Raw genomic sequence first — 23,943 nt, forward strand, 5'->3', positions numbered from 1 at the left:
TTGACCCATGCCGTCGCTGCCAGAGCATTTCCAGCCCAGCAAGGCCGACTCTGCTGGCCAGAGCTGGTCTGGGCGGAGCTTCGGCGACAACCCGTTCCGCGACGACGACGGCACGGCGCCGGCGCAGTTCGTCGCGGCGATCCGGCGCTTCCGGGCTCGGGAGGTGGGTCCCGACGCGGTGGTCGACGCATTGCGTCAGGCTCGCGTGCTGATCCCGCTCGTGGCGAAGCTGGGCGAAGCCGATGTCAACACGCAGGGTGTGACCGTCGACAAGAGCGCTGATCTCTCCATCGTGACGGTCGCCGGCCCAGACGGTCGCACCGTCCTGCCCGTGTTCACCTCGGCGGAGGCGATGAGGGTCTGGAATCCCAAGGCTCGGCCGGTGCCTGCGCTCATGCAGCGGGCGGCCATCTCGGCGGCTGCCGAGGGCAGCGACCTCATCGTGGTTGATCCGACGAGCGAGACGGAGTTCGTCGTCCGCCGTCCGGCCGTGTGGGCGATCGCGCAGGAGCAGGGCTGGGCGGCCCCGTGGGTGAACCCGGTTGTCACGGCTGAGCTGTCGAGGGTGATGGCAGAGCTCGACGAGGTGCTTGGCATGGATCTCGTGCCCGGCGATCCGGAGGCTCGCCTGGCTGGGCCCGAGCTGCGTGTGGTGCTCCACGTCGGTGGTGACGCTGGCCGCGAGGAGCTCGCGGATCTGTCCCGCCGAGCCAGCGAGCTGCTGCAGGGGAGCGAGGCGTTCCGCACAGAGGTCGACTCGCTCGGCATCTCGTTCGCGCGGGCCAGCACTGCTGCTTCGAGCGACGCGGAGAAGCGGCAGCGAGATTCTAAGCGCTTGTGGTGGAGGCGCTGAGGGGATTGACCAGGCGCGGCAACTCGGGGAAGGCTTGCCTGTACGCTCGAGCAGAAGTAATTAGATACTCTTATTGCTAGCCAACCGAGCTAAAGGGAGTGGTGCCGAGTGATCCGTGAGCCTCTGGCGAGCCCCCGTGGCCAGGGTTCGGACTTCGACCTCGCAGCGCAGCAGCTGCTCGAGGTGAGAAGGCGAATCGAGGAGTTCCTGGCCGGACGAGTCGCTGCCGCGGCCGCGATCGACGAGGGCCTCGCGACGCTGTGGCGCATCACGGCGCGCAGCGCCGAAGGGGGGAAGCTCTTCCGCCCCGCGCTGGTCATGCAGGCCTACCTGTCCTACACGGGTGCAGCAGAGGTGCCTGAGTCGGTCATGGAACTGGCGACCGCGACCGAGCTGCTCCACCTCGCGTTCCTGACCCACGACGACGTGATCGACAACGACACCATGCGCAGGGGGGAGCTGAATCTCCTCGGCAGCGTCGAGGAGATCGTGGGAGGACCGGAGTTCGACGATGAGCGCGGCAACCGCCTGGGGCAGGCCGCCGCGATCCTGGTCGGCGACCTCCTGCTCTCCGAAGCGCACCTGAGGGTTGCGCGCATCGATCAGCCCCACGCCGTTCGTCTGCGCGTGCTCGATGCCATCGAGCGTGCCCTCGCGGTCTCGGTTGCCGGTGAGTTCAGCGACGTGAGCCTGTCGGTTCGAAGTGACCATCCGGCATTGGCCGAGGTCCTGTCGATGAGCTCGAACAAGACCTCCGCGTACACCGTGCTGCTGCCGCTCGAGCTCGGTCTGATCGCGGCGGGTGCCGAAAGTTCGGTGGATGCGCGTCTCATCGCCCAGTTCTCGGACGCCGCCGGGCTCGCCTTCCAGCTCCAGGACGATCTGTTCGGTGTCTTCGGGGACCAGCACAAGCTCGGGAAGGCGCCGTACTCGGATATCCGGGAGGGCAAGTTCACGGCGCTCATCGCCCTGGCCTGCGGGACCCCGGTCTGGGGTGAGCTCGAGTCGCTGCTCGGCGACCCGATGCTCAGCGAGGCGGATGGCGCGAAGGCGCGCGACCTCATCGACGCGTCGGGCTCGCGCGCCGCTGTCGAGCAGGAGCTCGCGGCCCAGTTCTCGAGGGCACGAGCCGCCGCGAGGGCCGTGGGCGCGTCGGGCCGCGAGGGGGAGCGGAACCTGGCCGAGATGCTGGAGCGTCTGCTGATGCTGCTGGAGAGGCGAACGTCATGATGTCGCCACTCGAGCAGTACACGCGCACCGCGGAGAAGTCCGCGGCCGAGGTCATCTTCGCCTACTCGAGTTCCTTCGGGGCGGCCTCGCGCTTCCTCGGGCGCCGGACGGTCAAGCCGGTGCGCAGCATCTACGCGCTGGTCCGCGTGGCGGACGAGATCGTGGACGGTGTCGGCGCGCTCGCCGGCCTCTCCCTCGAGCAGCAGCACGCGGCGCTCGACGGGCTCGAGGCGCAGACGCTCGAGGCCATCGAGTCGGGCTTCAGCACGAATCTGGTCGTCCACGCGTTCGCGGTGACGGCGCGACGCTGCGGGTTCGGGGCCGAGCTGGTCGTGCCCTTCTTCGCTTCGATGCGCATGGATCTCGAACCTCGCTCGCTCGACGTGGAGGAGCAGCGGCGCTACGTCTACGGTTCCGCGGAGGTGGTGGGGCTGATGTGCGTGCGGGTATTCCTCACCGGTGTCTCTCGCACCCCGGAGCAGCGGGAGCGCATCGACGCGGCGGCCTGCGCGCTCGGCGCCGCGTTCCAGAACGTGAACTTCCTCCGCGACGTGGGCGATGACGCCGACCGGCTCGGCAGGGACTACCTGCCGGTGGAGGGTCTGGAATCGGCGCCGCTCGACGAGCGGCGCAAGCTCATCTGGCTCGACCGCATCCGCGCCGATCTTGCGACAGCGGAAGCGGGCATCCCGCTGCTTCCGAGGGATTGCCGACGGGGCGTGGCCCTCGCGAGCGCGCTCTTCGCTGCGCTCGCCGACCGCATCGCGGAGACGCCGGCAGACCAGCTGCGCACCACACGCGTGAGAGTTCCCGGCGCCGAGAAGGCGCGCATCGCAGCACGAGTCCTTCTGGAGACACGATCATGAGCACCCGAGCAGTAGTCATCGGCGCCGGAATGGCCGGCCTCGCCACATCGATCCTGCTCGCGCGGGACGGCTTCGCCGTGACGGTCCTCGAGAAGAACGACAGGGTCGGCGGCCGTGCTGGCCTCCTCGAGGTCGACGGCTTCCGCTTCGATACCGGCCCGAGCTGGTACCTGATGCCGAGCGTCTTCGACCACTACTTCGCGCTTGCCGGCACGAGCACCGAGGAGCAGCTGGATCTGCGCATGCTCGACCCCGGCTACCGCGTCTTCCCCGAGCCGGAGCATGCGGGGGGCGCAAGCGAGCCCCTCTCCATCCCCTACGGCCAGGACGCCGTGCGCGAACTCGTCGCTGAGCTCGAGCCCGAGGCGCTCGGCGCTTTCGACGACTACCTCGAGACCGCGAGACGCGCCATGGACATGGCGGAGGAATCGTTCCTCTATAACACGTTCAAGAACCCGGCCACGCTGCTCGGCGCCCCCGTTCGCCGCGAGCTCCCCGAGCTGCTGACGTGGCTCACGGTCCCGCTCGAGAAGTTCGTGGAGGAGTCGTTCACGCATCCGCTGCTCAGGCAGATCCTCGCCTACCAGGCGGTGTTCCTCGGAACCGACCCGCGCCGCGCTCCGGCGATCTATCACCTCATGAGTCGCATGGATCTCGTCGAGGGCGTGCAGTACCCCATGGGCGGCTTCACCGCCGTGGTGGATGCGCTGCACCGGCTCGCCGTGGACGCCGGCGTCGAGTTCCGGCTCGAGGCCGAGGTCACGGACATCGCCGTGGCGCATGGCTGGAGCCGTGGCGTGCACTGGCGCGACGCTGACGGGCAGCGGCACTTCGAGGACGTGGAGGTCGTCGTCTCCGCCGCTGACCTGCATCACACGGAGACGCGGCTGCTGCCAGAGCGGTACCGCAGCTACCCGGAGCGCGTGTGGAAGCGCACCTCGTCGGGTCCGGGCGCCGTGCTGGTGATGCTCGGCGTCGAGGGCGAGCTGCCCGCCCTGCCGCACCACTCGCTGCTGCTCACGAAGGAGTGGGGGGAGAACTTCGACGCCATCTTCGGCGAGGGCGTCGCCCTGCCTGACCCGGTCTCCGTCTATGTCTGCAAGCCGAGCGCCACGGATTCGGCAGTTGCGCCGGACGGGCACGAGAACCTGTTCCTGCTCATCCCGGTCAAGGGCGAGGAGAGCATCGGTGGGGGAGGAGCAGATGGGGCGGGAGATGCAGAGGTCGAGCGGATCGCCGATCTCGCGATCTCCCAGCTCGCCGAATGGACGGGAGTCTCCGACCTGGAGCGCCGCATCGTGGTTCGCCGGACGCTCGGCCCCGCCGATTTCGTGCACGACTACAACTCCTGGCGTGGCGGCATCCTCGGCCCGTCGCATGAGCTCGCCCAGTCGGCCATGCTGCGTGCCGGCAACGCGTCCCCGAAGGTCAAGGGGCTCTACTACGCGGGCGCGACCGTCAACCCCGGCGTGGGCGTCCCGATGTGCCTGATCAGCGCCGAGCTGGTGCTCAAGCACGTGCGGGGCGACCGGAGCGCTGGCCCCCTCGAGGTCGACCGCCGGTGACGGTCACCACCGTCCACCTCTGGGGAACCGGCAGCGCGAGCGCCGGCCTCTCGCTGACCGCGAAGACCACGCTGCACCTCCTGGGCCGTCGACGTCCGGAGGGTCTGCGATTCGCGCGTGTCATGGGCACGGCGCGGGCGACGAGCTTCTCCTCGCGCGACGCCGACCTCGGGCATTGGGCGCTGGTCGCCGCCTGGGAGTCGCTCGAGGCTGCGGACGCGTTCGATCGAGGGGCCCTCGTGGGTGCGTGGGACGCACGCTCGCGGGAGCGACTCAGAGTGCGGATGCGCGCCATTCGCTCGGTCGGCCTCTGGGGAGGTCGCGAGCCGTTCGGGCCCGCCGTCGCGGAGGCCGAGGAGGGGCAGCGGGTGGCCGTCATCACGCGGGCGCGGATCCGGGCCTCGTCGGTGCCGCGCTTCACGGGGACCGTGCCACCTATCGCTGCCGAACTCCTCCGCGCGAAGTCGCGCGGTCTCGGTCTCGCGTTCGGGATGGGCGAGCTGCCAGCAGGCCTCCTCGGCACCTTCACCCTCTGGGAGTCCGAGCCGGCGCTTCGCGCCTTCATCAGCGGCGCACCATCGCACAGAGCCGCCATGGCCGACAGCCGAGCGGGCGGATGGTTCGCTGAGGAGCTGTTCGCGCGTTTCGCGGTCGATGCTGTCGAGGGCTGGTCGGCCACAACTGCATGACCTCTCCCGCGAAGAGCGGGCCACCATCCGCCAGAACGTCAGACGACGCAGATCCAGAGCCACGACCGAGAGGAACGGACTCAAGATGACCGCCATCACACGACGACTCATGTGGGTGACACTCGCAGCAGGCATGTTCGTCCAGAGCCTGTTCGCCTTCACCGGCGGCGGCACCGTGCCGCTGACCATCGCGAGCGTCGCCCTGCTCGCCGCCACCGGGGTGCTCCACGCCTGGGCGACCCGCGGGCCGCGGTTCGCCTCCGTGCTGCTCGCCGCCGCCGCGATCGGCTTCTTCGCGGAAGTCGTCGGTGTGGCCACGAGCTTCCCGTTCGGACAGTACATCTACACGCCGTCGCTCGGCTTCTCGCTCTTCGAGGTGCCGCTCATCGTGCCCCTCGCCTGGGTGACGATCGCCTACCCCGCGGTCATCATCGCGCGGAGACTCATCGGCACGGCGCCTGGCGCGCTGCGGCGTATCGTGCGCGTCGCCGTGGCCGCGTGGGCGCTCACCGCCTGGGATGTCTTCCTCGACCCCCAGATGGTCGATTCGGGGCACTGGGGCTGGAAGCACCCTGACCCGGGGATCCCCGGCGTCGACGGCATCCCGCTCACGAACTTCCTCGGCTGGTACCTGGTCTCGCTCATCATCTGCGGGCTCATCGACGCCGTCGCCGCTCGCTCGCAGAAGGTCGACGGCGCACCGAGCGACGCGGCACCCTTCACGGTCTACCTGTGGACGTACGCGACGTGCGTCGTCGGCAACCTCACGTTCTTCGAGCGACCGAGCGTGGCTCTCGTCGGCGGCCTGATCATGGGTGCTATCGCGATCCCGCTTGTCGCCGTGCTGCTGCGCGACTGGCGGGCGAGGAGAGCCGAGCGCTCCCTCGTGGCTTCCGGGGCGCACACGGGGGACTCCCCGCGATGAGCACGGTCGCGGTGATCGGGGCGGGGGTCGGCGGGCTCGCCGTGGCAGCCCGCCTCTCCGCGCTGGGCCACGACGTCACGGTGCTCGAGCAGGCCGAGAAGGTCGGGGGCAAGCTCGGCACCCTCGAGCATGACGGCTTCCTCTTCGACACCGGTCCGTCGCTCGTGACCATGCCGTACGTCTTCGCAGAGCTGTTCGCGGAGACGGGGGCGCCGATCGAGTCGGTCGTCGAGCTCCGCCGACTCGAGGTCGCCTGCCGGTACCGGTTCGCCGACGGCAGCGAGCTCGACATGCCCGGACGGATCGAGGAGATCCCCGCTGCGCTCGACGCCGCGCTCGGTGCGGGGACCGGGCAGCAGTGGGCGCGCTTCCTCGAGCGCTCGGAGCGCGTCTGGGGCATCGCCAGGGGTCCTTTCCTGGAATCGCCCATCGATGCGGCTGGGATCGCGTCGCTCGCCGTGAATCCGCTGTCGCTCGCACGGGTGGCCCCGTGGCGCAGTCTGCGCGGGTTCGGCGAGCGCGACCTCTCGGACCCTCGCCTGCGCGCACTCCTGGATCGCTACGCGACGTACACGGGGTCGGACCCGAGGCGGGTGCCGTCTGCGCTCGCGACGGTGCCGTATGCCGAGCAGGCCTACGGCTCCTGGTACGTGCCAGGTGGCCTCTGGCGGCTCGGGGAGGCCATCGCCGAACGTGCCGTGGAGTGCGGGGCGCGCATTCGCACCGGGGTCAGGGTCGCCCGCATCCTCCAGGAAGGCGCCAGGGTCTCCGGGGTCGAGACGAGCGAGGGGGAGCGTCTCGCCGCGGATGTCGTCGTCGCGAACGCCGACGCCCAGTCCGTCTACGGGGAGCTGCTGCACAGCGAGGGGGCCAGGCGCGCCGCCAGGAGCCACGAGAAGCTCGACCCCTCGCTCTCGGGCTTCGTCATGCTCCTCGCCCTCGACGACCTCGAGCGTGCGAGCTTCGCGCACGACGAGGCGACGCACCACAGGGTGCTCTTCGCCGAGGACTACGACGCCGAGTTCGATGCGGTCTTCGGCGTCGGGGCGCACGCGGGGTCCGGGCCGAGGCCGGTCGAGCGCCCCACGATCTACGTCTCGGCGCCGCAGGATCCGGCGACCGTTCCGGGGCCGCACAGCGGCGCCTGGTTCGTCCTCGTCAATGCCCCAAGGCATGACCCGGAGCACGGTGTCGACTGGGACGAGCCGGGGCTCGCCGACCGCTACGCGGAGTCGCTGCTGGAGCTCATGGCCGAACGAGGCCTCGACGTGCGGCCGCACGTGAGGTGGATGCGCATCCGCACCCCGGCTGACATCGAGCGCGACACGCTCTCTCCCGGAGGCTCGATCTACGGGACGGCGTCGAACGGCGCGAAGGCGTCCTTCCTGCGGCCGGCCAACCGTCAGCCCGTCGATGGGCTGTACCTCGTTGGCGGTTCCTCGCACCCGGGCGGGGGACTTCCGCTCGTGACCCTCTCGGCGGCTATCGTCGCGGAACTGGTCGGGCCCGCCGAAGACCGCTGAACGCCCGGAGGCCGACCCACGAATCGACGAAGCCCGCTCGACGGCCCGAAGGCTCGGCAAGCGGGCCGTGGTCGCGTGGTCCGAACTCAGCCGTAGACAGGGCCGGTGAGGTCCTCGCCTGGTCCCTTGCCGACGGGGTCCGGGTGCTCGGATGCCTCACGGAACGCGAGCTGCAGCGAGCGCAGGCCGTCGCGCAGGGGGCGCGCGTGGTGGTCGCCCAGGTAGGGGAGGCTCGCGGTGAGCAGGCCTGCGAGCGCCGAGATGAGCTTGCGGGCCTCGTCGAGGTCGAGCTCGTCGTCGCCGCTGTCCTCGTCCAGGCCGCACGCGACTGCGGCGGCGCTCATGAGGTGGACGGCGGTTGTCGTGATGAGCTCGACGGCCGGGACTTCGCCGATGTCGCGACGCAGATCACCGTACTCTGGCTCGGCTGCGGAGGGGTTTTCGAGTGAGGCGTCGGTCACGCTGGTCCTTTGTCCGGAGTTCTGGTAATGTGGCGAGCGGTTTCTGCTGTGCAGAGGCCACGAAAGAGGATTCGTCCCACCCGCGCAAACCGCTCTACGTAGGTTACCGGGTTGCTCCACTCCCTTCCTTGCCCGGCCTCGCGGCTGTGCAGGAAGAGGTCACAGAGTTCGCACGAACTGCACTCGCTGCAGGATGCGCAGGCTCGGTGGCGATGGGTGGAAACACGCTGCGAGCGCAGCGTGGTTGGTGTGACGCCTCCTTTCCACATTCAGTGAAGTCAGGAGCCTTCCATCAGCGAACCACGTACCAATGACCGCATCCGTGCCAGTGAAGTCCGCCTTGTCGGCCCGGGCGGTGAGCAGGTCGGAGTAGTCAAGCTCGAGATGGCGCTGCGCCTCGCGCAGGAGTCTGAGCTCGACCTCGTCGAGGTCGCCCCCAACTCGAAGCCCCCCGTCGCCAAGATCATGGATTACGGGAAGTTCAAGTACGAGGCCGCCCAGAAGGCGAAGGAAGCGCGTCGCAACCAGGCGAACACCGTCCTCAAAGAGGTCCGTTTCCGTCTGAAGATCGACGCCCACGACTACGAGACCAAGCGCAAGCGCGCCATCGGCTTCCTCGAAGACGGTGACAAGGTGAAGGCCATGATCCAGTTCCGCGGCCGCGAGCAGTCGCGCCCGGAGATGGGTGTGCGCCTCCTCCAGCGTTTCGCCGATGAAGTCTCGGAGTACGGCACTGTCGAGTCAAACCCCATGATCGATGGCCGCAACATGGTCATGATCATCGGCCCGTTCCGAAACAAGTCCGACGTCAAGGCTGACGCTTCCGCGAAGCGGAATGCGGCCCGCGAGGCGTCTCGAGCGGCCAAGCACGGGCAGCCGTCAACTGGCGAAGCTGCGAATGAATCTGCAGATGAAGCTGCAACAGAGTCTGTACCAGAGTCTGCAACCACAGAGGAGAACTAATGCCGAAGCAGAAGACCCACTCGGGCGCCAAGAAGCGCTTCAAGGTCACGGGAAGCGGCAAGCTCATGAAGCAGCAGGCCGGCCTTCGCCACAACCTCGAGGTCAAGTCGCCGGGTCGCAAGGCTCGACTGAACCAGGACCAGCTGCTCTCCAAGGCAGACGCCAAGGTCGCCAAGAAGCTGCTCGGCCACTAAGCCGCCCGCACCCACACTTACTGAGGAGAATCAACACACATGGCACGTGTAAAGCGGGCAGTAAACGCCCATAAGAAGCGTCGCGTCATCCTTGAGCGCGCATCCGGCTACCGTGGACAGCGCTCGCGCCTGTACCGCAAGGCCAAGGAGCAGGTCATCCACTCGATGGTCTACTCCTACCGTGACCGTCGCGCCAAGAAGGGCGAGTTCCGTCGCCTCTGGATCCAGCGCATCAACGCCGGATCCCGCGCGAACGGCCTCACGTACAACCGCTTCATCCAGGGCCTCGGCCTTGCTGGCATCGAGGTCGACCGCCGTATCCTCGCTGAGCTCGCCGTGAACGAGCCCGCGACGTTCGCCGGTCTCGTCGAGGCAGCCAAGCAGGCGCTCCCGGCCGACACGTCGGCTCCGCGCGCAGCGGCCTAGTCACCACCGCGGCCCGATTCGCTCTCTGAGTGTGCCGGCCGTATGAACATGCGGTCGAGAGTCCAGCTCTCGGCCGCATGTTCTTTTCTTAGGGCCTGCACTCTGCATCCGCACCTGGCTCGATGAGCATCCACTCAAGCAACGCAGCGCCTCGCGCGCAGGAAGAAGTCGACACCATGATCGAGAGCCCGCGCAACGCGCGCGTCAAGGACGTCAGGAAGCTCGCGCAGAAGTCGGAGCGTCAGGAGACTGGCCTCTTCGTCATCGAGGGCCCCCAGGCGGTCCGCGAGGCACTGGTCTCGCGCCCAGAGCTCATCGAGGAGCTGTTCGTCACGCCCACGGCGCTCGAGCGTCACTCCGAGCTGCGTGGCCTTGCCGAGGAGGCGCAGCTCGAGGTCGACTTCGCGAGCGAGGAGGCCATCGACGCGATGGCGGACACGCGCACCCCGCAGGGCGTCATCGCCGTGTGCCGTCAGTTCCCCGCTTCCATTCGCGATGCGCTGAGCGGTTCGCCGAAGCTCGTCGCGATCCTCGAGGAGGTGCGCGACCCGGGCAACCTGGGCACGATCATCCGTGCTGCCGACGCTGCGGGCGCCGACGCGGTCATCCTCACGGGCCGGACCGTGGACCTCTACAACTCGAAGGTCGTGCGTTCGAGCACCGGCTCCATCTTCCACCTGCCGATCGCCGTCGAGGTGACCCTGGACGTGGCCACCTCGCGCGCTCGAGACGCTGGTCTCCGTATCGTCGCCGCCGACATCGACGGCTCGGACCTGCTGTCGGCTCGTGACGCCGGCGAGCTGGCGCAGCCGACGGCCTGGCTCTTCGGGAACGAGGCTCGCGGCCTCGACGCCGAGCAGCTCGCGTATGCAGACGCGACCATGAGCGTGCCGATCTACGGGCGAGCGGAATCGATGAACCTCGCGACCGCGGCTTCCGTCTGCCTGTACGAGAGCGCGTTCGCGCAGCGCGCCTGACCGCAGCGCACCTGGACGCCCGGGCCTCTTCGCGATACTCGCGTCGAGCGGCCCGGGCGTCTCTGTCTCTCCGCGCGTCTGGTGATCCGGATGTCTGGCCGGCTGGCTGGCTGGCGGTGAATCTCGCCTCGTCTTCCGCGGTCGTCAGTCGGGTTCGGGGCATCCTGCTCGCGTCGCGGGAGCGGCGGGGCGTTCGCGTCAGTCGCTGTCGAGCGATGACAGCCAGGCGCTGTGCAGCTCGGCGTAGCGACCCCCACGCGCCACGAGCTCTGCGGGGGAGCCGTCCTCCACGATCGCTCCGCCATCGAGGACCAGCACGCGGTCGGCGTCGTTGACGGTCGACAGGCGGTGGGCGATGATGACGGCCGTGCGGTCGTGCAGGAGGGTGCCGAGCGCCTTCTGGACGGCTCGCTCGCTCGGGATATCGAGGGAGCTCGTGGCCTCGTCGAGGATGAGCACCTCCGGATCGGCCACGAAGGCGCGGGCGAAGGAGATGAGCTGGCGCTGCCCGGCCGAGAGCTTCACTCCGCGGTGGCTCAGGTCGGTGTCGTAGCCGTTCGGCATGCGTCGGATGAACGGGTCGGCGCCGATGAGCTTCGCGGCGTCCTCGATCTCCTGGCGGCTCGCGCCCGGCCGCCCGAGTCCGATGTTGGAGGCGACGGTGCCCTGGAACAGGAACGGGTCCTGCGTGACCGTGATGACGCGTCGTCGAAGCTGGCTGTCCGGGATGTCGCGGAGGTCGACGCCATCGAGGAGCGCTTGCCCCTGCGTCGGGTCCGCGAATCGGGCGATGATGCTCGCCAGCGTGGTCTTCCCCGCCCCGGTCGGGCCGACGATCGCAACGGTCTGCCCGGCGGGGATGTGCAGGTCGACACGCTGCAGCACAAGTGGTCCGTCTCCGTAGGAGAACGCGGTGCCACGGAGGGCGATGTCACCGGGCTCGGTGACACCGCGGTGGTCCGCCGTCCGTCGGGCCGGATCCTGCTTGGCATCTCGGGCGGGTGCCGCGACGCTTGGCTCTTCCTCGAGCACGCCCGAGATCTTCTCCAGGGCCGCGACTGCGGACTGGAAGGTGTTCGCGAACATGCCGACGGCCTCCATCGGCTGGAAGAGCTGCACGAGGTACAGCGCGGCTGCGACGAGGACGCCGACGCCGATGCTGCCCTCGAGCGTGCGGAGGCCATTGACGAGCACCAGTACCGCGAGGCCGATGCTGCTGATGAGCTCGATGCCGGTGAAGAGATTGCCGAACGCCATCGCGGTTCGCCGACCGGTGTCGGTGTAGGCGCCGTTGAGTCCGCCGTACACGTCCGCGTTTCGCGATTCGGCGCGGAAGGCCTGCATGGCGCGGATGCCCGTGATGGTCTCGACGAAGCGCACGATGAGGCGCGCGGAGCGTTCGCTCGACTCGCGGTAGAGGCGTGAGGAGACGACCTGGAACCGTCGGGTGACCAGCACGACCGGCACGAAGACCGCGAACGCCACGAGGGCCGACAACGGGTCGAGGATGAGCAGGGCCGCCGCGATGAATGCCATCCGCGCGACGGCGTTGACCAGGTCGCCGAAGCCGGACTCGAGGAGTTCGGCGACCGCATCGACGTCGTTCGTCTGCCGGCTGATGACTCGCCCGGACGTGTAGCGCTGGTGGAAGTCGAGGCCGAGACGCCCCGTGTGCTCGAAGAGCAGGGTCCGGACTCGCAGGAGCACACGCTGGCTGAGCGCTGCGGCATTCCGGGTGAAGAGGTTGGAGAGCACGGCATCGGTGGTCGTCGCGAGGACCAGAGCGACGACGATGACCAGGAACGGGGCCGCGTCGCCGTCGAGCAGCGTGGGAAGCCCAGTGTCGATGGCCTGCGAGAGCAGCAGAGGCCCGGCAGCCGACGCCGCCTGGCTGATGAGGACGAGCACCCCCAACCACACGAGGCGTGCCTTGTGCGGGGCGAGGAGCTGGCCCATGAGCCGAAGCGAGCGCCGTCGGAGCAGTCTGGCAGTGTCGCGGTCGACGCTCGTGAGGTGCTCGACCCGCACCCCGAGGGGTGCAGCAGCGCTGGGCTCGGTCACGCGACCACCTCATCGACGTGGTCGCCCTGCCAGAGCAGACCCCGGTACACGGGGTCGGCTGCGAGCAGCTCGCGGTGCTCGCCCAGGGCCGTGATGCGACCGTCGACGAGGACGGCGACCCGGTCGGCGAGGGCGACGGTGGATGACCGGTGCGCGACCACGAGGGTCGTCACACCGGAGAGGGCCGACCGGAGGGCCTCGGTCGCGAGGGTCTCGGTGCGCACGTCAACGGCCGAGAGTGGGTCGTCCAGGACGAGGACGCGGGGGCGCGCGAGGATGGCGCGGGCGAGCGCAAGGCGCTGCCGTTGGCCTCCCGAGAGGCTGTGCCCCTCTTCTCCGATGAGGGTCTCGAGGCCTTCCGGGAGCTCGAGCGCGAAGCCAGCCTGCGCGACGGTCAGGGCGTCCCGCACCTCGTCATCGCTCGCGTCCGGTCGGCCGAGCGCGACGTTGTCTCTGACGCTGGCCGAGAAGAGCAGAGGCTGCTCGAAGGCGATGGCCACGTGGCCCCTGAGGTCGTCTCGGCGGAGACGGCGGATGTCGGTGCCGTCGAGCCGCACCTCGCCAGCTGTCGGATCGTGGAGGCGCACGGCGAGCTCGCTCAGCAGGCTCTTGCCGCTCCCGGTCGCGCCCACGAGCGCAAGGGTCTCGCCGGGCACGAGGGTGAGGTCGATGCCTCGCAGCACCTCGTCTCCGTCCGGCGCATCCGGGAAGGCGAAGCGCACATCCCGGAACTCGAGGACCCCAGGCCCGTCCGGAACGGGGAGCGGGTGCTCCGGGTCGGAGACTGCAGTCGCAGTGTCGAGGACCTCGAAGACACGGGTCGTCGACGCCGCCGCGTCGAGGGTGTCGGCGAAGAGGAAGCCGAGGGAGCGGACCGGCCAGGCGAGCATGAGCGCCGTGAAGAGGAACGCGGAGAGCGCGCCGATCGTGAGCCTGCCGTCGGCGACGGCGATCACACCGAGGGCGAGCGAGGTGGCGACGGCGAGCTGGGGGAGCAGGATGAGCCACGAGCGCATGTCGGCCTGGCGGCGGGCCTTCTCGAGCTCGGTCTCACGCAGCGCCTGCGCCTCCTCGCGGAACGACTCGAGGAACTCTCCGCCACGGCCGAAGGCCTTGATGACCCGGATCCCCTTCGCCGCCTCGCCGACCGTCGTCGCGAGCGCCCCGGCCTGGTCCTGGCTGCGCCGGGAGAGGTGTCCGTAGACGCGCTGGAAGCGAAGGGTGATGAGGGCAGTTCGGATGCTGAACACCGCGTAGAGGCAGCCGAGCACCGGATCGAGCCAGAGGAGCACGCCGATGCCGGCGATGACCGTGAGCAGGTTGACGCTCAGCATGATGAGGCCGAACGCGAGCCACCGGCGTATCCGGTTGAGGTCGACGGATGATCTCGACAGGAGCTGGCCTGCCTCCCACTCGTCGTGGAAGGCCGCCGGCAGATCCTGCAGCCGGGCGAAGAGCTGATCCCGCACGCGTCGTTCGACGCCGACCATGGGCGTGAGCACGAAGATTCGGCGCAGGTACCAGAGGAGCGCCTCGAAGCAGCCGACGGCGAGGAGCGCGAGCGAGCCCCAGATGACGGCCGCCCGCTCGCCGGAGGAGACGGGGCCATCGACGATGAGGCGGATGATCTGCGGTCCGACGAGGCTCAGCCCGGCTGCGGTCAGGGCCGAGGCGAAGCCGGCCAAGAGGCTCCATCTGACCGGCCGCACGAACTCCCAGAGTCGCAGCAGTTCTCGAAGTCCGGGCTCAGCGCGCATCCGATACAGGCTAGTCGCCTCTGTCGGTGCAGCGGCGCGTCGGGGGAGGGCGCTGACTTCCCAGGAGACGGGGAACCTCTCGAGAAACGGAGAACTCCCCGCGGGCTGGTGCCGAGAGACTCTCGGTGCCGGCCCGCGGGGAGCTTCCCTGCGGAGCGCGCGCCTAGATGCGGTCTCCGTCGCCCTGCTTGCGCAGATCGATCTGGCGCTGCGCTTCCGCCTGATCGTGCTTCGTCTTCTGGCGAGCTTCCTCTTCGAGCTCGAGCACGTCGGACTGCTGCACGAGGATCAGCTCCGTGTCGGTCACATTGCCCGCATTGGTGACGGGCTCTGGGGCGGCGCCCGCGATGACCTTCGGGTTCTGCGAGATGCGCTTCTGCACCACGGTCGCGAGCCAGGACAGCAGCACGCAGGTGGCGATGTAGACGGCGCCGATGACGATCGTGACCGGAATGTACGGGCGACCGTAATCCGCCTGGCCGCCGATGAGCTTCGCCATGTAGAGCAGCTCGTTGTACGTGATGATCGAGCCGAGAGCGGTGTCCTTCAGGGTCACGACCAGCTGCGCGATGATGACGGGCAGCATCGCGCGGATCGCCTGCGGGAGCAGGATGATCTGCATGACGCCGCTCTTGCGGAGGCCGATGGCGTATCCGGCTTCAGCCTGACCGCTCGGGAGCGACTGCACGCCGCTTCGGATGACCTCGGAGAGCACCGAGCCGTTGTAGGCGATGAGCGCGATGACGACGGCCCAGAACGGCTCCATCTTGATGCCGATGGCCGGCAGGCCGTAGTACATGAGCATCATGAGGATGAGGACGGGGATCGCACGGAGACCCTCGACCACGACCGTGAACGGGATGCGGACCCACGCGTGGTCCGACAGGCGGCCGATGGCGAGGACGAATCCGAGCGCCAACGCACCAACGGCTGCGACCAGGAAGGCGCTGAGCGTGGCCCAGAGCGCCTCCGCGATCTGCGTCCAGATAGCCGCGTAGCCGAAGATCTGCCACTTGTCGGCGCTCAGGTTGCCCGTTGCGCTGAGGCGGTAGACGAGGAAGGCGACGAGGGCGACGATGACGACGACCGTCGCGATCCCGAGCAGCTTGTTGCGAGCGAGCGCGCGGGGGCCTGGGACATCGTAGAGAACAGAGGTCTGGCTCATCGGGCAACCTTCCAGTGGCGTTCGAGCGCGTTCTGCACCCACGAGAGCAGCAGCACGAGGACGATGAAGACGATGGCGACCCAGATGAGCACCTCCATCGCGTTCTCACCTCGCTCGCTCATGTTGGCGCGGATGATGCCCAGGTTGACGGCGGAGAACCCAGCAGCGACGGTGGTGTTCTTCAGCAGTGCGATGAGGACGCTCATCATGGGCGGGACGACGGCGCGTGCTGCCTGGGGGAGCACGATGAGGGTCATGACCTGCCCGAAGGGGAGGCCGATGGCTCGCGCGGCCTCTGCCTGGCCGACAGGGACGGTGTTGATGCCGCTTCGGAGCACCTCGGCGACATACGTGGCGGTGTAGACGCCCAGCGCGAGAACGCCGAGCAGCAGATAGTCGGTGCGGCCCATGGGGAAGAGGACGGGCACCGCGAAGACGAAGATGAAGAACACGAGGGTGAGCGGGGTGTTGCGCACGAGGTTGACGTAGGCGGCGCCGACCGCCCGCGCGATCGGGACCGGCGAGACTCGCATGGCACCCACGATGAAGCCGAGGACGAGCGCGAGGAGCGCGCCCCCGAAGAAGAGGATGAGCGTCCCCAGAAGGGCCTCACTCCACAGGTCGAGGTGGTTCGTGAAGATATCGAACACGCTCGCCTTCCTTTCTGAGACAGGGCGCAAGGCGCCCTAGGTGCGAACGAGCGGCGGCGAGAGTGTGTCTCGCCGCCGCTCGCCTGTGGGATTAGTAGCGGTCGACCGCTGGCTGCGTGACCGTCGTTCCGGACGATCCGAGGTTGTAGTCGAAGATCGCCTGCCACACGTCGCCGCCCTCTTCGAGGGTGGTGTTGATGTGGTCGCGGAGGGCGTCATCGCCCTTGGCGAGTCCGATGCCGTAGAGCTCCTCGCTGAAGGGCTCGCCGACGACCTTGAGGTTGTCGGGGTCCTGGGCGGCGTAGCCGATCAGGATGGCCTCGTCAGTCGTGACCGCATCGACCTGGCCGTTGATCAGCTGGTCGACGCACTGCGAGTACGTGTCGAACTCGGTGGTCGTGACCTCCGGGTAGTTGTCCTTGATGTTCTGGATCGGGGTCGAACCCGTCGCAGAGCAGACCGTGACGCCGGCGACGAGCGAGTCGACTCCGGTGATGTCGGAGTCCGCGCCGACGAGCAGGCCCTGGCCGGTCTCGAAGTACGGACCGGCGAAGTCGATCTGGTCCTTGCGCTTGTCGGTGATCGAGTACGTGCCGACGTAGTAGTCGATGTCGCCGTTGGAGATCGCCTGCTCGCGGTTGGCGGAGGCGATCGGCTTGAACTCGATGTTCTCTTCGGTGACACCGAGCGATGCGGCGATCCAGCGTGCGACGTCGACGTCGAAGCCGGTGCGCTCACCGGTGACGGCGTCGAGGTAGCCGAGGTTCGGCTGGTCTTCCTTGACACCGACGACGACCTTGTCGCCGCGTGCCTTGATGGCGTCGAACGTGGGCGATCCCTCGATCGTGACGTCCGTCGCGACCTCGAAGACGGGTGCTTCACCGGTCGTGGTGCCTTCGCCGCCGCCTGCAGCGGGCGGAGCGCCCTCGGCGCAGCCGGTCAGTACGAGCGAGGCCAGGATGCCTGCGCCGAGAATGGCGCTGAGCTTGGTCTTTCGCATTTCTTCTCCTTCTGTTGGAAGTCTGTTGCGTCTTGCGTGAGCGTCGATGCGGGGTCTGCGCCGACGATCAGTGGGTGATGAGCTTGGAGAGGAAGTCCTTGGCGCGGTCGGTCTTCGGATGCGTGAAGAAGTCCTCCGGCGACTGGTCTTCCAGGATCTGGCCGTCGGCCATGAAGACGACCCGGTCGGCCGCCTTGCGGGCGAAGCCCATCTCGTGGGTCACGACGATCATCGTCATGCCCTCCTTGGCGAGATCGACCATGACGTCCAGGACCTCGTTGATCATCTCGGGGTCGAGCGCGCTCGTGGGCTCGTCGAAGAGCATGACCTTCGGCTTCATCGCGAGGGCGCGCGCGATGGCGACACGCTGCTGCTGCCCACCGGACAGCTGCGCGGGGAACTTCGCGGCCTGGTGACCGATGCCGACTCGATCGAGAAGCGCCTTTGCCTCTTTCTCTGCGTCAGCCCTCGAGAGCTTGCGGACCTTGATGGGACCGAGAGCGACGTTCTCGAGGATGGTCTTGTGGGCGAAGAGGTTGAAGGACTGGAAGACCATCCCGACGTCGGCCCGCAGCGCGGCGAGTGCCTTCCCTTCCTTGGGAAGCACCTTCCCGTCGATGCGGATCTCTCCCGAGGTGATCGTCTCGAGTCGATTGATGGTGCGGCAGAGGGTCGACTTGCCGGAACCGGACGGTCCGATGACGACGACGACCTGACCGCGCTCGACGCTGAGGTTGATGTCCTTCAGGGCGTGGAATTCACCGTAGTGCTTCTCGACGTGGTCTACGACGACGAGGTGCTCGCTCTGATTTTGCATGGTGCGATTCCACCACAGCGTCAGACTCCGTCGTCGCCTATTTCTCGCTTTCGAAACGAGATGGTTACCTGATCGGTGCTTCCCTGCCAGGATTTCGGTGCTCATGGATACACCGCGAGCCTGGAAGATCGCCGGATTCTCGCGGATCTCTGGCGTCGCGCGAGAGGAACGCAGATTCCCGCCGAGTCGTCGAGGCGGCCTCTCTCACGGGGTGAGAAAGCGTGTTTCCACATGCTGGAGCCGTTGCGCACGCGGTTCGCTAAACTCGACACTTGTGTCTGACGCCTCATCGAACCCCATCACGCAGGAAGCCGTCGGCTCCGCGGTCGAAGCGGCGCTCGCCGCCATCGACGCGGCGCCCGACCTGACAGCACTCAAGCGCGTGCGCGCCGAGCATCTGGCGGAGGGCTCTGCGATCGCATCGCTGAACGCCGCCATGCGGGCCGTGCCGAAGGAGAGCAAGAAGGAAGCGGGCCAGCTCATCGGGCAGGCCCGCACCCGCGTCAACGCCGCCTTCGCCGAGCGCGAGAGCGAGCTGGCAGCGGCGGAGGCCTCCGAGCGTCTCGCTGCAGAAGCCGTCGACGTCACCGTCGCACGGCCGGCACGCGCGACCGGAGCGAGGCATCCGCTCACCGTGCTGCAGGACCGCGTGAGCGACATCTTCGTCGGCATGGGGTGGGAGATCGCGGAAGGCCCGGAGCTCGAGAGCGAATGGTTCAACTTCGACTCGCTCAACTTCGACGCGGACCATCCCGCCCGCGCCATGCAGGACACGTTCTTCGTCGAGCCGGCAGACCGCCACCTCGTCCTGCGCACGCACACGTCTCCCGTGCAGATGCGCTCGCTCGTCGAGCGCGGCGTCCCCCTCTACGTGCTGGCCCCTGGCCGCACGTACCGCACCGACGAGCTGGACGCGACGCACACGCCCGTCTTCACGCAGTTCGAGGGCATCGCGATCGACAAGGGGCTCACGATGGCGCACCTCCGCGGCACGCTGGAGCACTTCGCGACCTCGATGTTCGGCGACGAGGCTCGCATCCGCCTGCGCAACAACTACTTCCCCTTCACGGAGCCGAGTGCCGAGATGGACATCTGGCATCCCGGCGCTAAGGGCGGCCCGCGGTGGATCGAGTGGGGCGGCTGCGGCATGGTGCACCCCAACGTGCTGCTCGCCGCCGGCGTCGACCCTGAGGAGTATCAGGGCTTCGCCTTCGGCATGGGCGTCGAGCGCACCCTCATGTTCCGCAACGCGCTGACCGACATGCGCGACATGGTCGAGGGCGACGTCCGCTTCAGCACCCAGTTCGGAATGGTGATCTAGCCGTGCGTGCTCCCTCTGCTCCTCTCAACGAAAGTCACATCTGATGCGCGCTCCACTCTCTTGGCTCCGTGAGTACGCGGAGATCCCGGCCTCGGCCTCTCCCGCGTCGGTGCTCGACGCCTTCGTGCGCGTCGGGCTCGAAGACGAAGCCGTGCACGGCACCCAGCTGCAGGGTCCGATCGTGGTCGGCGAGGTGCTCTCGGCCGAGCCGGAGCCGCAGTCGAACGGCAAGACCATCAACTGGTGCCAGGTGCGCGTCGCGCCAGAAGGACAGCTCGCCGCAGACGGCGGCGCGGACGTGCGTGGCATCGTCTGCGGCGCACACAACTTCGGTGTCGGCGACTCGGTCGTCGTCACGCTCCCGGGAGCGGTCCTTCCCGGAGACTTCGCGATCGCGGCGCGGAAGACCTACGGTCACGTCTCCGACGGCATGATTGCCTCCCAGTCTGAACTCGGGATGGGCGATGACCATGACGGCATCATCGTGCTCTCGCGGCTCGGCGTGAGCGCGGCCCCCGGCACCGACGCCATCGAGCTGCTCGGCCTCACCGAGCAGGCGGTCGAGGTCAATGTCACCCCCGATCGCGGATACGCGATGTCCATCCGCGGGCTCGTCCGCGAGTACTCGAACGCGACGGGCGTGGCCTTCACCGACCCCGCGCTCCGGCCCCAGCTCGAGGCTCTCCTCGGCGAGGGCATCGCCGCGGATGCTCAGCACGTCCGCGTCAAGGTCACGATCGACGACGACGCGTCCGTGCGGGACCAGCCCATGGCACCGGTCTTCATCGGCCTCGTGGTCGAGGGCATCGACGCGACGGCGGCGACCCCGACGTGGATGTCCCAGCGGCTCCGGCTCGCGGGCATCCGCCCGCTCGGCATCGCGATCGACATCACGAACTACGTCATGCTCGAGCTCGGTCAGCCGATCCACGGCTACGACCTCGACAAGCTGCGCGGCGCCATCCACGTGCGCCGTGCGCGCGAGGGCGAGCAGCTCACGACCCTCGACGGCAAGGAGCGCACGCTCAGCGCCGAGGACATCCTCATCACCGACGACCGCGGCCCGATCGGGCTCGCTGGTGTCATGGGGGGAGCGGAGACCGAGCTCAGCAGCGAGACGAAGAACGTCTACATCGAGGCGGCGTCGTTCTCGCCCATCTCGATCGCGCGCACCGCGCGCCGCCACAAGCTGCCGAGCGAGGCCTCGCGTCGCTTCGAGCGCCGTGTCGACCCTCGCGTCGCTCAGCCGGCAGCCGCTCGTGTCGCGGAGCTGCTCATCGAGCATGCAGGCGGTCGCGTGGTGCGTGCCGGCAGCGTGCACGAGCAGATCCCGGCCCCGGAGTCGCTGACGCTGCCCGTCGATGCCGCCTCGAAGATCATGGGCGTCGACTACACGCTCGACGAGACGATCGGCGCGCTGCGTGCCGTCGGCTGCGAGGTCTGGGAGGAGGCCGACGGGCTCCTCGGCGTGACGGTGCCGAGCTGGCGCGGGGATCTCACCGAGCCGGTCACCCTCGTCGAGGAGATCGGGCGCCTGTGCGACTTCGAGCGCATCCCGTCGCGGCTTCCCGTCGCGCCTCCGGGTCGGGGGCTCACCCGCGAGCAGCGCCTTCGCCGCGCGGCTGCCGACGTGCTGGCCGCGTCCGGGGCTGTCGAGGTGCAGAGCTACCCGTTCGTCGCGGAGACGGACACGGTCACGTTCGGTCGGGCGGATGCGGGCGAGGTGGCTGCTGTGAAGCTCGCCAACCCACTGGACCCGCGCGCCGCGTGGCTCCGCACGAGTCTGCTGCCCGGTCTGCTCACGATCGCGCACCGCAACGTCTCGCGTGGTCTCACCGACCTCGCGATCTTCGAGACGGGAACGGTCTTCAAGCCAGAGTCCGGCGTGGTCTACGGCGTGGACGAGGTTCCCGCGGTCGCAGTGCGGCCGACGGCTGAGCGCATCGCGGAGCTGGAGGCTGGGCTCCCGCCGCAGCCGCGGCACGCCGCCGGCATCGTGCTCGGTCACCGCGAGCCGAAGCGCCCGGGGCACGCGCCGACTGCGGCGTCGTGGGAGGACGCGCTCGAGCTCGTCGCCCAGCTCGGCTTGGCGACCGGTGCGGAGATCCAGGTGCGACAGGGTGCGCACAGGGCCTTCCACCCTGGCCGATGCGCTGAACTGTACCTGAGCCACGGGGCTGCCGAGGTGGTTGTCGGCTACGCCGGCGAGGTGCACCCGGACATCGCCGAGGCCGCCGACCTGCCTCGCGTGGTCGCTGCGTTCGAGGTCGACCTCGACGCGGTCATCGAGCTCGCTCGCAGAGAGGTGCTTCCAGCGCCCATCTCGACCTTCCCCGCAGCTACGCAGGATCTGAGCCTCGTCGTGGCCGAGGCGGTCCCGGCCGCTGAGGTCTCTGCCGCCGTCACCGAGGGTGCTGGTGCGCTGCTCGAGCAGCTGACGATCGTCGACGACTACCGGGGGACCGGGCTCGAGGACGGGCAGAAGAGCCTGACGTTCGCGCTCCGGTTCCGGGCGACGGACCGCACGCTGACGGCCTCCGAGGCGAGCGAGGCCAAGGAAGCCGGCGCGGCGTTGGCGTCCGAGCGCTTCGGCGCCACCATGCGCGCCTGAGCTCACCCTGACGCGAATCGCCCGGCCCCAATGGGGCCGGGCGATTCTGTGTCCTGCGGCTCGGCTGCACCGCGGCTGCGGCCCGATCCCCGACCGGGGTCAGTCCTCGCGGGAGACCGAAGCCTCCTTGAGGCTCGCCTCGAGGGCGACCCACGCGAGCATGGCGCACTTGACCCGCATCACGAACTTGGAGACGCCCTGGAAGGCGACGGCGTCCTCGAGCAGATCCTCGTCCGGCTCGGAGCCGTCGCGAGTTCGGAGCATCAGACGGAATGCGGCGATGAGCTCGTCGATCTGCGCCGTCGACTTGCCGACGGCGAGCTCGCTGAGCACGGACGCGGAGGCCATCGAGATGCTGCAGCCATCGCCCTGCCACGCGAGCTCGGAGAGCCCTGTTCCATCAGCATCCAGCTTGACCCGGACCGTGATCTCGTCGCCGCAGCTCGGGTTGCGCTCGAAGTGCTCGGCGTCGGCGTCTAGCAGCGGACCATCGCCCGTTCGCTTCTTGGAATGCTCGAGGATGAGCTGCTGGTAGAGGCCGTCGAGGGCGCTCATGCGTCGACCCCGAACCAGGCGCGGACCTGGCCGACCGCGAAGAGCAGTCGGTCGACGTCCTCTCGCGTCGTGTACAGGTAGCTGCTCGCGCGGGTCGACGCGGTGAGCCCGAGTCGGCGGTGCAGCGGCTGCGCGCAGTGGTGCCCGCCGCGGACCGCGATGCCCTTAGAGTCGAGGAACTGGGTCACGTCGTGCGAATGGACCCCCTCCACCTCGAAGCTCACGAGCCCGGCGCGCGGGGTGCCCACCTCGTCCCCGATCGTGCGGATCCCGGGGATGCCTGCGAGGCCCGCGAGGAGGAGCTGGCCCATCTCGGCCTCATGGGCGGCCACCGCCTCCATGCCGACCCCTTCGAGGTAGCGGACGGCTTCGGCGAGGGCGACGACCTGCGAGACGGGTTGCGTGCCGGCTTCGAAGCGCGTCGGAGGAGCCATGAAGTCGCTGGCCTCCATCGTGACGGTGGTGATCATCGATCCGCCCGTGCGCGCAGGCGGCAGGGCATCCAGCATCTCGGCGCGGCCGTACAGCACTCCGACGCCGTTGGGGCCGAGCATCTTGTGGCCAGAGAACGCCGCGAAGTCGACGCCGAGCGCCGGGAAGCTGACCGGCAGGTGCGGCACCGACTGGCAGGCGTCGAGGACCACGATGGCGCCGGCCTCGTGCGCGAGCTCGGTGAGGCGCTTCGCGTCGGCGATGAGCCCGGTCACATTGGAGACGTGCGCGAAGGCGAAGACCTTGGTTCGCTTCGAGATGAGAGCTGCGGCATCGTCGACGCTCCACGTGCCCCGGTCGTTCACCGGGACGTAGACGAGCGTCGCTCCCGTGTCCAGGGCGAGCTGCTGCCACGGCACGAGGTTGGCGTGGTGCTCTGCCGCCGTGATGAGGATCTCGTCGCCCTCGCCGATCGCGAGCCGCTCTGCTCGGGGGCCGCCTCTGCCCGCGCTGGCGATGCGGATGCCACCCGTCACGAGGTTGATCGCGTCGGTGGCGTTGAGGGTCCAGGAGATCTGCTCGGGTGCCGCGCCGACGAAGCCCGCGACGGTCTCACGGGCGTCCTCGAACGCGACGGTCGAGAGCGCGGCGAGCGTGTGCGCTCCACGGTGCACGGCGGCGTTCTCGGTCTCGAGGAAGCGGCGCTCAGCGTCGAGGACCTGAGTCGGCCGCTGCGAGGTCGCACCGGAGTCGAGGTAGACGAGGGGGGTGCCGTTCACCTCTTGATCCAGGATCGGGAAATCCTGTCGGAGCTCGAGCACCCTGGCGTCGCTCAGGGCGTGGACGCCCTCGGGTGCTGCGCTGCTCTGGAGTGATGAAGCTGCGTCTTCGGTGTTCAGTGT

General features: G+C 68.7%; 22 protein-coding genes. 13 read left to right on the forward strand and 9 right to left on the reverse strand.

All coding sequences use genetic code 11. The features are described from left to right. The first annotated feature begins 7 nt into the window (after positions 1-7). The 7 genes from C5E05_RS16360 to C5E05_RS16390 all read left to right on the forward strand — a co-directional run bounded on the left by C5E05_RS16360 (position 8) and on the right by C5E05_RS16390 (position 7,651). Positions 8-853: an SseB family protein gene (locus tag C5E05_RS16360; RefSeq protein ID WP_104342517.1), complete on the forward strand. Its 846-nt coding sequence runs from the start codon at positions 8-10 to the stop codon at positions 851-853. 108 nt (positions 854-961) lie between these two features. Next, positions 962-2,083: a polyprenyl synthetase family protein gene (locus C5E05_RS16365; RefSeq protein WP_104342518.1), complete on the forward strand. Its 1,122-nt coding sequence runs from the start codon at positions 962-964 to the stop codon at positions 2,081-2,083. Beyond that, positions 2,080-2,949 carry a squalene/phytoene synthase family protein gene (locus tag C5E05_RS16370; RefSeq protein ID WP_104240885.1) on the forward strand — a complete coding sequence of 290 codons (870 nt, stop codon included), beginning with the start codon at positions 2,080-2,082 and terminating at the stop codon, positions 2,947-2,949. The genes C5E05_RS16365 and C5E05_RS16370 overlap by 4 nt, the downstream gene beginning before the upstream one ends. After that, positions 2,946-4,514: a phytoene desaturase family protein gene (gene crtI / locus C5E05_RS16375; RefSeq protein WP_104342519.1), complete on the forward strand. Its 1,569-nt coding sequence runs from the start codon at positions 2,946-2,948 to the stop codon at positions 4,512-4,514. The genes C5E05_RS16370 and crtI overlap by 4 nt, the downstream gene beginning before the upstream one ends. Then, entirely contained in the window at positions 4,511-5,203 is a 693-nt protein-coding gene (locus C5E05_RS16380) for a monooxygenase (RefSeq protein WP_104342520.1), read from the forward strand. Before crtI ends, C5E05_RS16380 begins: the two co-directional genes overlap by 4 nt. 85 nt (positions 5,204-5,288) lie before the next feature. Then, positions 5,289-6,128: a carotenoid biosynthesis protein gene (locus C5E05_RS16385; protein WP_104240888.1), complete on the forward strand. Its 840-nt coding sequence runs from the start codon at positions 5,289-5,291 to the stop codon at positions 6,126-6,128. After that, a complete protein-coding gene (locus tag C5E05_RS16390; RefSeq protein WP_104342521.1) occupies positions 6,125-7,651 on the forward strand; it encodes an NAD(P)/FAD-dependent oxidoreductase in 1,527 nt (508 codons plus the stop codon). The genes C5E05_RS16385 and C5E05_RS16390 overlap by 4 nt, the downstream gene beginning before the upstream one ends. 86 nt (positions 7,652-7,737) lie before the next feature. Here C5E05_RS16390 and C5E05_RS16395 read toward each other — a convergent pair whose 3' ends face one another. Continuing rightward, entirely contained in the window at positions 7,738-8,112 is a 375-nt protein-coding gene (locus C5E05_RS16395) for a DUF1844 domain-containing protein (RefSeq protein WP_104240890.1), read from the reverse strand. A gap of 291 nt (positions 8,113-8,403) precedes the next feature. On the opposite strand from C5E05_RS16395, the gene infC reads away from it, so the two are divergent. The 4 genes from infC to C5E05_RS16415 all read left to right on the forward strand — a co-directional run bounded on the left by infC (position 8,404) and on the right by C5E05_RS16415 (position 10,672). Next, complete coding sequence (gene infC, locus C5E05_RS16400) at positions 8,404-9,075, forward strand: translation initiation factor IF-3 (RefSeq protein ID WP_104342522.1); 672 nt, start codon at positions 8,404-8,406, stop codon at positions 9,073-9,075. Next, complete coding sequence (rpmI, locus tag C5E05_RS16405) at positions 9,075-9,269, forward strand: 50S ribosomal protein L35 (protein WP_104240892.1); 195 nt, start codon at positions 9,075-9,077, stop codon at positions 9,267-9,269. The genes infC and rpmI overlap by 1 nt, the downstream gene beginning before the upstream one ends. Positions 9,270-9,308: 39 nt before the next feature. After that, on the forward strand, positions 9,309-9,695 hold the full coding sequence (gene rplT / locus C5E05_RS16410; protein WP_068481110.1) for a 50S ribosomal protein L20: 387 nt from the start codon (positions 9,309-9,311) through the stop codon (positions 9,693-9,695). A gap of 176 nt (positions 9,696-9,871) precedes the next feature. Beyond that, positions 9,872-10,672 carry an RNA methyltransferase gene (locus C5E05_RS16415; protein ID WP_104240893.1) on the forward strand — a complete coding sequence of 267 codons (801 nt, stop codon included), beginning with the start codon at positions 9,872-9,874 and terminating at the stop codon, positions 10,670-10,672. Between the two features lie 198 nt (positions 10,673-10,870). Here the strand turns inward: C5E05_RS16415 and C5E05_RS16420 are convergent, their stop codons facing one another. From C5E05_RS16420 to C5E05_RS16445, 6 genes are all read right to left on the reverse strand, one after another. After that, a complete protein-coding gene (locus C5E05_RS16420) occupies positions 10,871-12,733 on the reverse strand; it encodes an ABC transporter ATP-binding protein (RefSeq protein ID WP_258064901.1) in 1,863 nt (620 codons plus the stop codon). Continuing rightward, positions 12,730-14,490: an ABC transporter ATP-binding protein gene (locus C5E05_RS16425; RefSeq protein WP_104342523.1), complete on the reverse strand. Its 1,761-nt coding sequence runs from the start codon at positions 14,488-14,490 to the stop codon at positions 12,730-12,732. Before C5E05_RS16425 ends, C5E05_RS16420 begins: the two co-directional genes overlap by 4 nt. A 163-nt stretch (positions 14,491-14,653) precedes the next feature. Next, positions 14,654-15,655 (reverse strand): amino acid ABC transporter permease, encoded by a 1,002-nt coding sequence (locus C5E05_RS16430; protein WP_104342524.1) that lies wholly within the window; start codon positions 15,653-15,655, stop codon positions 14,654-14,656. Next, on the reverse strand, positions 15,652-16,305 hold the full coding sequence (locus C5E05_RS16435) for an amino acid ABC transporter permease (protein WP_104240896.1): 654 nt from the start codon (positions 16,303-16,305) through the stop codon (positions 15,652-15,654). The genes C5E05_RS16430 and C5E05_RS16435 overlap by 4 nt, the downstream gene beginning before the upstream one ends. A 91-nt stretch (positions 16,306-16,396) precedes the next feature. Further along, on the reverse strand, positions 16,397-17,305 hold the full coding sequence (locus tag C5E05_RS16440; RefSeq protein ID WP_104240897.1) for a glutamate ABC transporter substrate-binding protein: 909 nt from the start codon (positions 17,303-17,305) through the stop codon (positions 16,397-16,399). Between the two features lie 67 nt (positions 17,306-17,372). Next, positions 17,373-18,122, reverse strand: coding sequence for an amino acid ABC transporter ATP-binding protein (locus C5E05_RS16445; RefSeq protein WP_104240898.1), 750 nt, complete (start codon positions 18,120-18,122; stop codon positions 17,373-17,375). Between the two features lie 274 nt (positions 18,123-18,396). Here C5E05_RS16445 and pheS point away from each other — a divergent pair, with 274 nt between their 5' ends. Then, positions 18,397-19,443: a phenylalanine--tRNA ligase subunit alpha gene (pheS, locus tag C5E05_RS16450; protein ID WP_104240899.1), complete on the forward strand. Its 1,047-nt coding sequence runs from the start codon at positions 18,397-18,399 to the stop codon at positions 19,441-19,443. A gap of 43 nt (positions 19,444-19,486) precedes the next feature. Further along, positions 19,487-22,054 carry a phenylalanine--tRNA ligase subunit beta gene (gene pheT / locus C5E05_RS16455; protein WP_104342525.1) on the forward strand — a complete coding sequence of 856 codons (2,568 nt, stop codon included), beginning with the start codon at positions 19,487-19,489 and terminating at the stop codon, positions 22,052-22,054. 99 nt (positions 22,055-22,153) lie between these two features. Here the strand turns inward: pheT and sufU are convergent, their stop codons facing one another. Together sufU and C5E05_RS16465 are read right to left on the reverse strand one after the other, a co-directional pair. Beyond that, complete coding sequence (gene sufU, locus C5E05_RS16460) at positions 22,154-22,609, reverse strand: Fe-S cluster assembly sulfur transfer protein SufU (protein WP_104342526.1); 456 nt, start codon at positions 22,607-22,609, stop codon at positions 22,154-22,156. Beyond that, the gene (locus C5E05_RS16465; RefSeq protein ID WP_104342534.1) at positions 22,606-23,877 is read right to left on the reverse strand and encodes a SufS family cysteine desulfurase; all 1,272 of its coding nucleotides are present in this window, start codon (positions 23,875-23,877) and stop codon (positions 22,606-22,608) included. The genes sufU and C5E05_RS16465 overlap by 4 nt, the downstream gene beginning before the upstream one ends. Positions 23,878-23,943 lie beyond the last annotated feature (66 nt).

The organism is Pseudoclavibacter sp. AY1H1 (genome assembly GCF_002931055.1).
GTDB lineage: Bacteria > Actinomycetota > Actinomycetes > Actinomycetales > Microbacteriaceae > Pseudoclavibacter.